Source organism: Geodermatophilus sp. URMC 62, from assembly GCF_052931475.1.
On record NZ_JBRFHY010000001.1, the window covers coordinates 4,934,221 to 4,946,248 of the forward strand.

Here is a 12,028-nt window from a genome sequence, read left to right on the forward strand (position 1 = left end):
GTCAGTTCTCCTCAGGTCGGAGCAGGATCTTGAGGTGGTGATGGCCGCCGGCGGCCAGCTCGGCGAAGGTGTCGACCGCGTCGGTGAGCGGTCGGACGTCGGTGAGCAGGCACGAGGGGTCCAGCTGCCCCGCAGCGATCAACCCGAGCACGCGGGGGATGTCGAAGTTGTAGCCGAGCGACCCGCACACCGTGCGCTCGTAGAGGACGACCTGGCGCAGATCGGTCGTCAGGACGCTGTCGGTGATGCCGGCGATCGCGATCGTCCCGCCCCGCTGCAGGCTCCGGATGCCGAGGTCCACGACCTCGGGTCGCCCGGTCGCGTCGATCGCCACCCGCGGACCCAGCCGGCTCGTGCGGAGGAACACCTCGCGGCGCACGTCGACGCCCGTCGGGTCGAACACCTCGGTGGCACCGGCCACGGACGCGGCGGCGTGCCGGGCGCGGACCGGCTCGCTCACGTACACCGCGGCAGCCCCCGCTGCCCGCGCGCCCAGGACGGCGGCCAGGCCGATGGGACCGGCCCCCAGCACCAGGACGCTGTCGCCCGGTCGCACCCCGGCACGGGTGGCCGCGTGCAGCCCCACCGCGAGCGGCTCGGCCAGCGCCGCCATCTCGTCGGAGACCGCGTCCGGGACCGGACACAGCGAGCGGAGCGGAACGGTGACGAACCGGGCCAGTGCGCCGTCGGCCGCCAGCCCGAGCGATCCGCCGCGGGCGCAGATGTGGTAGTCGCCGCGCAGGCACCAGGCGCACTCGCCACAGGTCAGGCATGGGTCGATCGCGACCCGCGACCCCTCGGACACGCCCAGCCACGGCCGGGACATCGCCACCACCCTGCCGGAGAACTCGTGCCCCATGGTGATCGGCGGGCGGGCTCCGGTGAGCGGGTGCGGGTCGAGCCGGATCATGTTCGGCCCGTGCCCGTACTCGTGCAGATCGGTTCCGCACAGGCCGTTGAAGGCCACCTCGACGATGGCCGAGCCGTCCGGGGGCGTCCCCGGTGCGTCCACGTCGTCGAGCCGGACGTCCTCCCGACCGTGCCAGCGCAAGGCGAGCAAGACACCCACCTCCGAGGTTTGGTGAACCGGTCGGTCCAAAGAAATCGCACATCCCGCGCCCTGTCAAGCGCGGCGTGCCGACGTGCGGAGCGGCGCTGGGCAGACGGCAGCAGGCGTCCTCGCGCCCCGGCTCACCCGCGGCCGGGACGAGCCCTGGCTGCGGCCCCGTGAGGCCACGCAGGACGCCGCGGCCCTCGCGGGGACCGACCGGCCCGCCACAGGTCGACCGTGACGCCGCTGCGCCACCGGTCCCGGGACCGGGAGGAAGTGGTGCCCGGGACCAGCACCGGGACGGGCCGGACACGCGGGGTGCTCAGCTCGCGAGCGCGTCCACCCGCTCGTGGGCGCGCCGGACCTTCTCCTCCAGGTCGGCCGTGGAGAACGGGTGCGACGCGAGGCCTCGGAACATCGTCGCGCAGTACTCGGCGGCGAGCCGCGCGGGCGTCCATCCCGCCGCGGCGGTGTGCGCCCACTGGTAGGTGTGGTTGTGCAGGTTGAGGAACTGCAGCACGGCGAGCCTCAGGTCCACGGTCCGGAGGACGCCGTCGTCCATCGCCTCGCTGACGAGGTCACGCACGAGGTCCTCGAACTCGCGCCGCTGTCCGACCAACCGTTTGCGGTTGAGGCCCGTGACGTGACGGTAGTCGTGCTCGTAGACCCAGATGTGGTCGAGGCGGGCGAAGATGATCTCGAGCAGCGCCTGGGAGAGCAGGCGCAGCCGGACCAGTGGCTCCTCGTCCGACAGGGCCGCGATGCAGCGCGCTCTGGCGAGCAGCGGGACCAGGACCCGGTCCTGGATCTCGACGAGGAGGTTCTCCTTGGAACCGATGTAGTGGTAGAGGGCACCCTTGCCCAACCCCACCGCCTCGCAGAGCTCGGTGATGCCCGTCGCGGCGTATCCCTTCTCCGCGAACAGGGTCGCCGCTGCGTCGATGATCTCCTGACGCCGGGTCTCGTAGCCGGGGCCGTGGCCGGGAGGTCGTGCCACGGGTGCTCCTCTGGGGTACGTGCGCCGGGACGCATCCAGCCTACTGACCGTCACTCGAAGCGCGCGCGCCCCGGACCGTCCGCCAGGAACGACCGCATCCCCGTCGTGCGGTCGGGCGTGGCGAAGAGGCCGGCGATGAGCGACCTCTCCAGTGCGAGCCCGGCGTCACGCGCACCTGCCGCCTGGTCGACCGCCTGCTTGATCGCGCGGATCGCGAGCCGGGGACCGGCGGCGAGCCGGGCCGCCAGCTCGTGGGCCCGTTCGGTGGAGCTGCCGGACACGACCTCGTCGACGATGCCGAGACCGTGGGCCTCCGCCGCCCGCACCCGGCGACCGGTCATGATCAGTTCCTTCGCACGGCTGCGCCCGACGATCTCGGTCAGCCGCTGGGTGCCTCCCGACCCCGGCATGATGCCGAGCGTCACCTCGGGCAGCCCCAGCGCGGCCCGCTCCCCTGCGACGCGGTAGTCCGCGCACAGCGCCAGTTCCAGTCCGCCGCCCAGCGCGAAGCCGTTGATCGCGGCGACGACGGGCACCGGCAACTCGGCCACCGCGGTGAAGGTCCGCTGCAGACGGGCGTTCCAGTCCACGATGTCGACGAAGTCCATCGCCAGCAGCGCTCCGATGTCGGCACCGGCGGCGAAGACCTCCTCCCCGCCGGTGAGCACGACCGCGCGGACCTCCGGGTCCGCGTCGAGGTCCCGGACCGCCGCCGCGAGCGCGTCGCGCATCGCGGTGTCGAAGGCGTTGAGCGGCGGGGCGTCCAGCAGGAGCGTGGCGACGGCTCCCTGGCGGTCGACGGAGACGAGCTGTCCCATCAGGGCTGCTCGGAGACCAGGCGCCGGGCCGCGGCGGCGATCTCGTCCCGTCCGGGCAGCCAGGCCTGCTCGAGGCCGGGGCTGTAGGGAACCGGCATGGCCGGTGGGGCGACCCGCACCACCGGGGCATCCAGGTGCCAGAAGCCCTCGTCCACGGCCAGCGCGGCGAGCTCGGCGCCGACCCCGAAGTCCTGGACCGCCTCGTGGGCGATGAGCAGCCGGTTCGTGCGCCGGAGCGAGTCCAGCACGGTGGCCCGGTCGAGCGGGGAGATCGTGCGCAGGTCGATCACCTCGGCGTCGACGCCCTCGGCGGCGAGCACCTCGGCGGCAGCCGCCGCCTCCTGCACCATCCGGGAGTAGGTCACGACGGTCAGGTCGCTGCCCGGTCGGACGATCCGCGCCTTGCCGAGGGGGATGACGTGCCCGCGCTCGGGCCGCGGGCCCTTGAGCCCGTACTGGAGCCGGTGCTCGACGAACACCACCGGGTTGTCGTCGCGGATCGCGGCCCGCAGTAGCCCGTAGGCCTCGGCCGGGGAGGACGGCATCACCACGGTCAGGCCGGGGATGTGCGCCAGCAGCGCCTCGAGGCTCTGCGAGTGCTGGCTGCCGGACGAGCGCCCCGCTCCGAACTGGGTGCGGACGACCAGCGGCATCGCGACCGCGCCGCCCGTCATGAACCGGAGCTTCGCGGCCTGGTTCATCAGCTGGTCGAGGCAGGTGCCGATGAAGTCCATGTACATGATCTCGACGATCGGTCGCATGCCCGCCATCGCCGCACCCACCCCGCACCCGACGATCGCCGACTCGGAGATCGGCGTGTTGCGCACGCGCCCGGGGAACCGGTCGGCCAGCCCCCGGAAGAGGCCGTAGACGTTGCCGCCCGCCGCCACGTCGATACCGGCGACGAAGACCGAGGGGTCCTCGGTCATCTCGTGCTCGACGGCCTCGCTGACGGCGTCCATCATCCGGAACACCTCGCCCTGCGCTGCGGGTGGCTCCGGGCGGTCGGCGCGGGGGCTCCCGACGAAGTCGCGCAGGCTCTCCTCGGCCGGGAAGGGCGCCGAGCGGGCACTGTCGACGGCGGCCTCGACGTCGGCGGCGACCTCGCGGTCGATCCCGTCCGCGACGTCGTCGTCCAGGCCGGCCGCACGCATCCGCTCCCGGAGGGCGAGCAGCGGGTCGCGCTGCTTCCACGACTCCACCTCCTCGACGAGGCGGTAGCGCTCCGGGTCCCCCTCGTAGTGACCGTGCCACCGGTAGGTCTCCGCCTCCAGCAGGACGGGGCCCGCACCGGCCCGCAGGTCCGCCGTGATGCGCGCGACCGTGTCGGCGACCGCCACGACGTCGTTGCCGTCGACCCACTCGTAGGCGATCCCGTACCCGGCGGCCCGGGCGTCGAGCTTGGCGCGGTGCTGCTCGGCCTCCGGGGAGAACTCCGAGTAGTGGTTGTTCTCGCACAGGAAGACCACCGGCAGGTCCCACACCGCGGCGAGGTTGACCGCCTCGTGGAACGCGCCCGTCGCGACCGCGCCGTCACCGAAGAAGGCGACGACGACGGAGCCGTTCCCGCGGAGCTTGGCCGCGGTGGCCGCACCGGCGGCGATCGGCAGACCGGCGCCGACGATGCCGTTGGCGCCGAAGATGCCCAGGCGGGGGTCCGCGATGTGCATCGACCCGCCCCGGCCCCGGCAGGCGCCCGCATCGCGTCCCATCAGCTCGGCGAACATCGGCGCGAGCTCGAGCCCCTTGGCCAGGCAGTGGCCGTGGCCGCGGTGGGTCGAGGTGATGACGTCGTCCGCGCGCAGCGGCCAGCACGCCCCCACGGCGGAGGCCTCCTGGCCGATCGAGAGGTGCAGGAAGCCGGGGATCTCGGTGGCCTTGTAGAGCATCGAGGCCGCCTGCTCGAACTGGCGGATGCGCGCCATGCGGCGGTACATCTCGCGCAGGTCCTCCGCCGGGAACAGGGCGGCGGGACCGTCCAGCTCCGTCGTCGGGCTCACCATGCCGTCCACCCTCCGTCGACCGTCAGCGTGGAACCGGTCGTGTACCGGGACGCGTCACTCATCAGGAACACCGCGGCGCCGCCCAGCTCCGCGGCATCGCCCACCCGGCCGAGTGGGATCTTCGAGAGGATGCCCTCCGCGTGCCGACTGCCCAGCAGCGGCGCGCTCAGGTCGGTCTCGAAGTAGCCCGGGGCGATCGTGTTCACCCGCACGCCACGAGCCGCCCATTCGACGGCGAGCGTCCGCGTCAGGGCTTCGACGCCGCCCTTGCTGGCGGTGTACGCCGCGATCCGGGCGGCACCGGACCGCGCGTGCACGGAACTGACGTTGGCGATGCTGCCCCCGCCCGCCTGCAGCATGAGCCGGCCCACCTCCCGGCAGCAGTGGAAGGTGCCGGTGAGGTTGACCCCGATGACCTGCGTCCACGAGGCGTCGTCGAGGTCCTCGCTCCGGGTGAACGACGGGCTGATCCCGGCACAGTTGACCAGCCCGTCGATGCGTCCGGCCGCCTCGGCCACGCGCTCCGTCGCGGCGCGCACCGCCGCGGCGTCGGTGACGTCCAGCGGCTGCACGTGGGCCTCCCGGCCCTCCGCGCGCAGCGTGCCGGCGAGCTCGTCGAGGTCGCTGCCGCTGCGCGCGGACAGCACGACGGTGGCGCCGGCGCCGCTCAGCGCCTGCGCCATCGCCCGGCCCAGCCCCTTGCCCGCACCGGTGACCCAGACCACCTTGCCGGCCAGGTCGAGGAGTCCCTGCCCCACGGTCACGCCTCGGCCGTGACGCTCGTGCGCAGGTCCTTCTTGAGGACCTTGCCGGAGGGGTTGCGGGGCAGCGTCGACACCCTGGTGTAGTACCGGGGCACCTTGAACTTGGCGAGCCGCTCCTGGCAGAACGCGCGCAGCTCCTCGTCGGTCACCGTGGCGCCGTCCCGCAGCACCACGCAGGCGTGCGGCACCTCGCCCCACCGCTCGTCCGGGTGGCCGATGACCGCGGCCTCGACGACGTCGGGGTGCTCCCAGAGGACGCGCTCCACCTCCGGGGTGGCGATGTTCTCGCCGCCGGACACGATCATGTCCTTCTTCCGGTCCTCGATGTAGAGGAAGCCGTCCTCGTCCATGCGGCCCACGTCGCCGGTGCGGAACCACCCGTCGACGAAGGACCGCTCGGTCGCGCCCGGGTCCCGCCAGTAGGCGGAGAAGACCTTCGGGCCGCGGACGAGCACCTCGCCCACCTGCCCCGCCGGCACCGAGTGCCCGTCGTCGTCGCCGACCCGCACCTGGTTGTGCGGCAGGGGCCGACCGACCGAGCCCAGCTTCTCGCGCATCCGGTCGTAGGGCATGAACGTGTCGCTCGAGGTGGTCTCGGTCAGCCCGTAGGCGTCGGCGAACCACAGGCCCGGGAAGAGGTCCAGCACGGTGGCGAGCCGGGACTCCGGCATCTTCTCGCCGCCGGACATGATCAGCCGCAGCGAGCTCAGGTCGGCCGCGGCCAGGGCGTCCTGCTGCTGGAGCACGCCGTTCACCATGGCCGGCGCCATCCAGACGCTGGTCGCGCGGTGCCGGGCGATGAGGTCGATGAGACCGAGCGGCTCGAACTTGCGCTGGATCACGAGGCTGCCGCCCGCGTGCAGCGTGGCCACTCCGCCCATGTCCATGGCACCCACGTGGTAGAGCGGGCCCGTGACCGCCGTGACCTCGGTGTCGGTGAACCCGAACTGGATCAGGTAGCCGAGGTTCTTCCACACGACGTTGCGGTGGCTGATGCAGACACCCTTCGGCCGCGCGGTGGTGCCCGACGTGTACATCAGGCGCGACAGCTCTCCGCCGTCGACGTCGACGACCGGGACCCGCGCGCCCGTGTTGCGGCCGACGAGCTCCTCGTAGGAGGTCCAGCCCTCCGCCTCGCCCAGCACCACCGTGTGCTCGAGGGCCGGCAGCTCCGCGGCGACCTCGGTGACGGCCGGCGTGAACTCGGGGTCCGCGACGACCACCTTCGCCTCGGCGTGTCCGAGGATGTACTGCCACTCGGCCGGCGCGAGGCGGTAGTTGAGCGGCAGGAACGCCGCGCCCAGCCGGTTCACGGCGTACACGAGCTCGAGGAACTCCGTGCAGTTGTAGAGCAGGATCGCCACGATGTCGCCGCGCTCCACGCCCAGGTCCCGGAGCGACTGAGCCAGGGCGTTGACCCGCTCGTGGAGCTGGACGTTGGTCAGGCTCCGGTCGCCGCAGGTGAGGACGACCTTGTCCGGCCGCCGCTCCGCCTGGTGGTCGAGCGTGCTCGCGAAGTTCTCCATCTGCGGTTGCCGCCACCTCTGGTCGACGCCGGGTTCCGTGGACCGACCGGTCACGGAAACCCTACGGTAGTGGCGAACCCGTGCCAACCACGTGTGTGGAACCCGCGCTTGACAACGACGCTCCCCCGGGTATCCGGTGTAACGGTCAGTCCATGAAAGAACGCCCGCCCGCCGGCGCGGCGCGCGCGTCCTCGAGGAGCCACATGACCGCGGAGGCCCCGATGTCGGTCCACGACGTGGACACGGACTTCAGACCACTGATCACCCCGCGCTCCATCGCGGTGATCGGGGCCTCCGACGACCCGGCCAAGCTGTCGGGCCGGCCGATCGGCAACATGAAGAAGTACGGCTACGCCGGCCGGATCTACCCGGTGAACCCGACCCGGAGCACGGTGCAGGGCCTCCCGGCCTACCGCGACGTCCGGGACATCGAGGGCGACGTGGACGTGGCCGTCGTCGTCGCCCCGGCCGCCCTCGTGCCGGGGGCGGTCCGGAGCTGTGCGGAGAAGGGCGTGAGGTTCGCCCTGATCACCGCGTCCGGCTTCGCGGAGGCGGGTGCGGACGGAGCCGCACTCGAGCAGGAGCTCCGGGAGATCATCGCCGGGAGTCCGCTGCGGGTGATCGGTCCCAACTGCCTCGGCCTGGTCGGCCTGCGCGACGCCGCGGTCGCGACCTTCGCCGGGGTGTTCGAGAGCGGCGAGCCCCTGCGGACCGGCAACGTCGCCTTCGTCAGCCAGAGCGGGGCCTTCGGGACCTTCCTGCTGGGCGACCTCGATGCCCTGGCCGTGGGGATGTCGCACTACATCAACACCGGGAACGAACTCGACGTCACCGTGGCCGAGGTGCTCGAGGGTCTGGTCCGCGAGGACGACATCCACGTGCTGCTGGCCTACTTCGAGGGCGTCTCCGGCGGCCGGCGCCTGCTCCAGGCCGCGCGTGAGGCGCACCGGGAGGACAAGCCGATCGTGGCGGTCAAGAGCGGACGCTCCGAGGCCGGCGCGCGGGCGGCCGCCTCGCACACCGCGTCCCTCACGGGCGACGACACGGTCTTCGACCAGCTCATGCGCGAGGTGGGCGTCACCCGGGTCTTCAGCCAGGAGGCGCTGGTGGACGCGGCGCAGGTCTTCGACGCGCGACGGCGGCCCCGCGGCCGCCGGCTGACGGTGCTCTCCATGTCCGGCGGCGGTGCGGTCATGGCCGCCGACACCGCCAGCGACTCCGGACTCGAGGTGGCACCGTGGCAGCCCGAGTGGCAGGAGCGACTGGCCGCGGTCATCCCGGCGTTCGCCTCACCGCGCAACCCGGTCGACCTCACCGGGTCGATGATCACCGACCCCTCCCTCATGCGCAGCGCCCTGGCGACGGCGCTCGAGAACCCCGGCACCGACATGGTGGTCATCGTCGTCGGCAACGCCGACAGCTTCGCCGACCCGCTCATCGAGGCGGTCTCCGAGCTCTACACCACGACCGACCGGCCGATCGCCGTCTCCTGGACCGGAGGCACCGGGCAGCCGCGCCGGCGACTGCGCGAGCTGGGCGTCCCCTGCTACACCGACCCCACCCGGGCGGTGGCCGCCCTGGGGGCGCTCGCGGACTTCGCCCTGCGCCGCCCGCTCCCCCGGCCCGAGCGGCCGGCCGACGTCGACGTCGACGGTGCGCGCGCGGTGATCGCCGCCACCCGCGCGGCGGGCCGCACCACGCTCGACGAGGCCGAGGCGACCGCGCTGGTCAGCGCCTACGGGATCCCCACGGCGCGCGCGGTCGTCGCCACCAGCCCGGAGGAGGCATCGGCCGGCGTCGCTCCCGGCGACCGTGTCGTGGTGAAGCTGCTGAGCAGCACCATCACGCACAAGAGCGACGTGGGGGGCGTCCGGCTCGGCCTGACGTCCCCGGAGCAGGTGGCCGAGGCAGCCGCCGAGATCCTCGACATCGGCCGCCGGCACGGCGAGGAGTCCCCCCGGGTGCTCGTCCAGCAGATGGTCTCCGGAGACGCCGAGCTCATGCTCGGCGCCCGGGTGGACCCCTCCTTCGGGCCGGTGGTCGTGGTCGGCCTCGGCGGGATCTTCGTGGAGGTGCTCGCCGACACCCGCATCGCCTCGGCCCCCACCGACGTCGAACACGCACGGCACCTCTTCGACTCGCTCCAGGGAGCCGCGCTGCTCCACGGTGTGCGCGGGCGCCCGCCGCTCGACGTGGCCGCCGCCGCGCAGGCTGCGGAGCGTCTGTCCTGGCTGATCGCGGACCTGGCCGAGGAGATCGCCGAGATCGACATCAACCCGCTGCTCGCCCGGGAGTCCGGCGTGACCGCGGTCGACGCACTCGTCGTCCTGCGGTGACCTGGCCGACGAGACGATCCCCCCGACCGACCACTGACCGACAGGAACGGTATCCATGGCACTCAGCCTCAAGGACCTGAAGATCGAGAGCCCGGCGTTCCCCGACGGGGGCCGCATCCCCGAGCGCCACACCGGGGAGGGTGAGGACACGTCGCCCGAGCTGAGGTGGTCGGGCGTTCCCGAGGGCACGAGGTCGATCGCGGTCATCTGCCACGATCCGGACGCGCCGCTCCCGGACGGCTTCGTGCACTGGGTCCTCACCGGCATACCCGCCGATGTCACGGGGATCCCCGAGGGGGGCGGGAGCGAGTACCACCAGGGCAGCAACGGGTGGGGCGGCACGGGCTACCGCGGTCCCATGCCTCCGCCCGGGCACGGCGACCACCGGTACTACTTCTGGGTCTACGCCCTGTCCGTCCCGGTCGACGAGGCGCTGACCCGTCGGGAGTTCATCGACCGGTACGGGAAGGACGTCATCGAGCAGGCACGCACGGTGGGGCTCTACTCCCGGTAGCAGCGTCCTCCTCGCCGTGCGCGGTCGAGGTCCGGCACGGACGCGGGAACGGTCGGCCGGGCGTGTCCGGGAGTGCTCCCGGAGCAGGTCTCCGGCCTGACCGGTGGGCGGTCGGACCGTGGCTCGGGCACGCCGTCCAGCCATCCAGTGCGTGACCAGGCCGTGGCAGCACACGGCGGACAGGAGAGTGGACATGTCCAGGGACCTGACCGAGGTCGGGGTGGTGGGGCTGGGCACCATGGGTGCGGGCATCACCGAGGTCATGGCCCGGGCGGGCCTGTCGGTGACCGCGGTGGAGATCGGTGAGGAGGCGCTGGCCCGCGGCCGGGCGCACGTCGAGCAGTCCACCGAGCGCGCGGTGGCCCGCGGGAAGCTGGAGACCGCCGAGCGGGACGAGATCCTGGGGCGGATCCGGTACTCGACCTGCCTGGAGGACCTGGCCGCCGCCGAGTTGGTCATCGAGGCCGTTCCGGAGCGGATGGAGCTCAAGACCGAGCTGTTCGCCCAGCTGGACAAGGTCTGCCCGCCGGACACGATCCTGGCGACGAACACCTCCAGCCTGTCGGTGACCGAGTTGTCGGTGGCCACCGGGCGGCCGAGCAAGGTCATCGGGATGCACTTCTTCAACCCGGCGCCGGTGATGAAGCTGGTCGAGGTGGTGCGCACCGTGGTCACCGAGCCTGCGGTCGTCGCCGACGTCGAGGCGCTGGCCGCGCGGCTGGGCAAGGTCGATGTGACCATCGGGGACAAGGCCGGGTTCATCGCCAACGCCCTGCTGTTCGGCTATCTCAACCACGCGGTGTCGATGTATGAGAACCGCTACGCCAGCCGCGAGGACATCGACGCGGCCATGCGGTGGGGCTGCGGCCTGCCGATGGGGCCGCTGGCGCTGATGGACCTCATCGGCATCGACACCGCCTATGAGATCCTCGACACGATGTACAAGCAGTCGCGTGACCGGCTGCACGCGCCCAGCCCGATCATCAAGCAGATGATGACCGCCGGGCTGCTGGGCCGGAAGTCCGGCCGCGGCTTCTACACCTACGCCGGCCGCGACTCCGCCGAGGTCGTGGCCGATGAGAGCACGCCGGTGCCCGGCGGTGCCGCCGCCGGGGCCCGCCCGGTGTCGGCCGTCGGGGTGGTGGGGTCGGGGACGATGGCCACCGGCATCATCGAGGTGGTCGCCAAGGGCGGCTACGACGTGCTGTTCCAGGCCCGCTCGGCGGAGAAGGTCGCCGCGGTGCAGACCGCGCTGCGCAAGTCGCTGGACAAGCAGGTCGCCCGCGGCCGGCTGGCGGAGGCCGGCCGCGATGAGGTGCTGGGCCGGGTGCGCGGGACCACGTCGCTGGAGGAGTTCGCCGACTCAGACCTGGTGATCGAGGCCGTGGTGGAGTCGTTGGCGGTCAAGCAGGCGCTGTTCGCCGCCCTCGGGGAGATCGCCCGGCCCGGTGCGGTGCTGGCGACGACGACGTCGAGCCTGCCGGTGATCGAGTGCGCCCAGGCCAGCGAGCGGCCCGGCGACGTCGTGGGCCTGCACTTCTTCAACCCCGCGCCGGTGATGAAGCTGGTGGAGGTGGTCAGCACGATCGCCACCGCGCCCGAGGTCGCGGCCACCGCGCACGCGGTGTGCGCGCGGCTGGGCAAGCACGCGGTGTCCTGCACCGACCGGGCCGGGTTCATCGTCAACGCGCTGCTGTTTCCCTATCTCAACGACGCGGTGAAGATGCTGGAGGCGCACTACGCCACCGCCGATGACATCGACGCGGCGATGAAGGTCGGCTGCGGCTATCCGATGGGCCCCTTCGAGCTGCTCGACGTCGTGGGCCTGGACGTGTCGCTGGCGATCGAGCGGGAGCTCTACACCGAGTTCCGCGAGCCGGGCTTCGCGCCGGCGCCGCTGCTGGAGCACCTGGTCACCGCCGGCTACCTCGGCCGCAAGACCGGCCACGGGTTCCGCGACTACGGGGCCCTCTGACTGCCGCTCCAGCCACCCGTTCCCAGAGCCCCCCGAAGACGTCC

The 12,028-nt window shown here is 72.6% G+C and carries 9 protein-coding genes; 3 read left to right on the plus strand and 6 right to left on the minus strand.

The window, feature by feature from the left end:
- Position 1: 1 nt before the first annotated feature.
- From ACU616_RS23690 to ACU616_RS23715, 6 genes are all read right to left on the minus strand, one after another.
- Positions 2–1,060 (minus strand): alcohol dehydrogenase catalytic domain-containing protein, encoded by a 1,059-nt coding sequence (locus ACU616_RS23690; protein WP_446760859.1) that lies wholly within the window; start codon positions 1,058–1,060, stop codon positions 2–4.
- 313 nt (positions 1,061–1,373) lie between these two features.
- A complete protein-coding gene (locus ACU616_RS23695; protein ID WP_446760860.1) occupies positions 1,374–2,048 on the minus strand; it encodes a TetR/AcrR family transcriptional regulator in 675 nt (224 codons plus the stop codon).
- A gap of 50 nt (positions 2,049–2,098) precedes the next feature.
- Entirely contained in the window at positions 2,099–2,866 is a 768-nt protein-coding gene (locus tag ACU616_RS23700; RefSeq protein ID WP_446760861.1) for an enoyl-CoA hydratase/isomerase family protein, read from the minus strand.
- The gene (locus tag ACU616_RS23705) at positions 2,866–4,866 is read right to left on the minus strand and encodes an alpha-ketoacid dehydrogenase subunit alpha/beta (RefSeq protein ID WP_446760862.1); all 2,001 of its coding nucleotides are present in this window, start codon (positions 4,864–4,866) and stop codon (positions 2,866–2,868) included. Before ACU616_RS23705 ends, ACU616_RS23700 begins: the two co-directional genes overlap by 1 nt.
- Positions 4,863–5,633 (minus strand): SDR family NAD(P)-dependent oxidoreductase, encoded by a 771-nt coding sequence (locus ACU616_RS23710; RefSeq protein WP_446760863.1) that lies wholly within the window; start codon positions 5,631–5,633, stop codon positions 4,863–4,865. Before ACU616_RS23710 ends, ACU616_RS23705 begins: the two co-directional genes overlap by 4 nt.
- Positions 5,630–7,159: an acyl-CoA synthetase gene (locus tag ACU616_RS23715; protein WP_446760864.1), complete on the minus strand. Its 1,530-nt coding sequence runs from the start codon at positions 7,157–7,159 to the stop codon at positions 5,630–5,632. The genes ACU616_RS23710 and ACU616_RS23715 overlap by 4 nt, the downstream gene beginning before the upstream one ends.
- A 203-nt stretch (positions 7,160–7,362) precedes the next feature.
- On the opposite strand from ACU616_RS23715, the gene ACU616_RS23720 reads away from it, so the two are divergent.
- From ACU616_RS23720 to ACU616_RS23730, 3 genes are all read left to right on the plus strand, one after another.
- Positions 7,363–9,495, plus strand: a complete 2,133-nt coding sequence (locus tag ACU616_RS23720) for an acetate--CoA ligase family protein (RefSeq protein ID WP_446760865.1) — start codon at positions 7,363–7,365, stop codon at positions 9,493–9,495.
- A 55-nt stretch (positions 9,496–9,550) separates the two neighbouring features.
- Positions 9,551–10,009: a YbhB/YbcL family Raf kinase inhibitor-like protein gene (locus tag ACU616_RS23725; protein ID WP_446760866.1), complete on the plus strand. Its 459-nt coding sequence runs from the start codon at positions 9,551–9,553 to the stop codon at positions 10,007–10,009.
- Positions 10,010–10,202: 193 nt separating this feature from the next.
- The gene (locus ACU616_RS23730; RefSeq protein WP_446760867.1) at positions 10,203–11,984 is read left to right on the plus strand and encodes a 3-hydroxyacyl-CoA dehydrogenase family protein; all 1,782 of its coding nucleotides are present in this window, start codon (positions 10,203–10,205) and stop codon (positions 11,982–11,984) included.
- Positions 11,985–12,028 lie beyond the last annotated feature (44 nt).